This window comes from Spirillospora sp. NPDC049652, from assembly GCF_040675125.1.
Lineage (GTDB): Bacteria > Actinomycetota > Actinomycetes > Streptosporangiales > Streptosporangiaceae > Spirillospora.
The window spans coordinates 1-1,804 of sequence record NZ_JBFAOF010001231.1; the positions used below are offsets into that span (position 1 = coordinate 1).

Below are 1,804 nucleotides of genomic sequence, written 5' to 3' on the forward strand. Positions count from 1 at the left end.
GTCGCGGCCGTCCCGGCGGAGCGCGGCGGGATGGCGGCCGGAGCGGTCGGGGCGCTGCGGCAACTCGGGTACGCGCTCGGCGTCGCGGTGCTCGGCGCGGTGTTCCGCTCGGCGGTGCCCGGCGACCCGGCGGTCTCCCGGGACGCGGCCGGGTTCGCCGCCGGGCTGTCCGCCGCGTACGCGACGGCGGGAACGCTCGCGCTGGTGGCCGCGGCGAGCGTCCTGCTCCTCGTCCGGAACCGGAACCGAGACAGGGACCGGGACCGGGACAGGGACCGGGACAGGGACCGGGACCGGGACAGGGACCCGGACCGTCCTCCGGCGGCCGGTCCGGACGGGCGGCCGCCGGTCAGGAGGCCACTTCGTAGCGGTGCATGACGACGCCCTCGTCGAAGGTGCGGATCTCCAGCAGGCGCAGGCCGAGCCGCCCGTCCAGGCCGGGGAACAGGGACGTCCCGCCGCCGAGGACGACCGGGTGGACGCAGATCCGCACCTCGTCGAGCAGGCCGAGCCTCGCCAGCGAGGTCGCGGCCCGCGCGCCGCCCATGAGGAGCAGGCCCCGGCCGTCCTGCTCCTTCAGCTCGCGGACCTGCGCGGCGAGGTCGGACCCGATGACCCGCTCGGCCCACTCGGCGCTCTGGAGCGTCCGGGAGACGACCATCTTGCGGGACTCGCGCCACACCGGCGCGTACCGGACGACGTGCGGGTGGTCGGTCCTGGACTCGGCGTCCGGCCACCAGGACGCCATCATCTCCCAGGTCACCCGGCCGTAGAGGGTGATGTCGTTCTCCTCGTTCAGCTCGAAGGAGTAGTCCGACAGCTCCGGGCCCATGACCGGCCAGTCGAACTCGCCCTCCGGCCCCTGGACGTGGCCGTCGGCGGTGGTGTGGATGAAGTAGGTCAGCTTCCGCATCGTCGCGCTCCTTCTCTCGGTGCCTTCACCCTTGAGTCGGAGCCGCCGGGACGTCCTCTACATCACCACCGCGTCCGGTCGAGATTTCTTTGGTCAGTCTTTGCGGCCGGTCGCGGCGATGCCGACGCCGAGGCCGATCATCATCAGGCCGCCCGTCCCGCCGATCATCGCCAGCCGGCGCGGGGAGCGGGCGAGCCAGGTGCGCGCGGACGCGGCGGCGAGGCCCCACACGCTGTCGAGGACCAGCGCGAGCACGCAGAAGATCACGCCGAACAGCGCCATCTGGAGCGGGACGTGGCCCGCTCCCCGGTCCACGAACTGGGGCAGGACGGCGGCGAAGAACACGCTGGTCTTCGGGTTGGTGACGCCCACGACCAGGCCCTGCCAGAAGGCGCGGCGGTTGTCGGAGGGGCCGGTGGCGGCGAGCGCGTCGGTCAGCTTGCGCCGCTGCCGCAGCGCCTGGACGCCCAGGTAGACCAGGTAGGCCGCGCCGACGAGCTTGATCGTGTTGAACAGCAGGGCGGACCGGGCGACCAGCGAGCCGACGCCGAACGCGACGGCGAGGCAGAGGGTGAGCGCGCCGGTCTCGTTGCCGACGACGCTGGTGAGGGCCGTCCGGCGGCCGTGGGCGAGCGCGCGCCCGACGACGAACAGGACCGACGGCCCGGGAACGAGGATGATCACGACGGCCATCGCGCAGAAGGCCAGCAGACGTTCGGGGGAGACCATGGGCGGAGAGTACGCTTCGCCCGAATAGTCCGGCCAGCGAGTTTCCACTGGTGAGACGGCCCGCCCGGGGTCGTCCGGGCGGGCCGGCTGCGCGTGGGGGCCCGCGGGGAGATCGGGAGATCAAACGGCAGAAAAACCCTGACCAACACACCTATCTCGTTT

General features: G+C 72.8%; 2 protein-coding genes and 1 pseudogene. 1 reads left to right on the forward strand and 2 read right to left on the reverse strand.

Annotated features, from left to right (window positions below):
* A pseudogene (locus AB0J52_RS38870) lies at positions 1–378 on the forward strand (hypothetical protein); the annotation flags it as partial.
* Here AB0J52_RS38870 and AB0J52_RS38875 read toward each other — a convergent pair.
* Positions 350–913 (reverse strand): dihydrofolate reductase family protein, encoded by a 564-nt coding sequence (locus AB0J52_RS38875; RefSeq protein ID WP_500188064.1) that lies wholly within the window; start codon positions 911–913, stop codon positions 350–352. The pseudogene AB0J52_RS38870 and the gene AB0J52_RS38875 sit on opposite strands and share 29 nt — an antisense overlap.
* A 93-nt stretch (positions 914–1,006) precedes the next feature.
* Positions 1,007–1,642 (reverse strand): LysE family translocator, encoded by a 636-nt coding sequence (locus tag AB0J52_RS38880; protein ID WP_500188066.1) that lies wholly within the window; start codon positions 1,640–1,642, stop codon positions 1,007–1,009.
* Positions 1,643–1,804: the final 162 nt, after the last annotated feature.

Bases quoted from the DNA above. Each gene is read 5' to 3' on its own strand.
- AB0J52_RS38880 (WP_500188066.1), bottom strand. From the start codon at position 1,642: ATGGTCTCCCCCGAACGTCTGCTGGCCTTCTGCGCGATGGCCGTCGTG.
- AB0J52_RS38875 (WP_500188064.1), bottom strand. From the start codon at position 913: ATGCGGAAGCTGACCTACTTCATCCACACCACCGCCGACGGCCACGTC.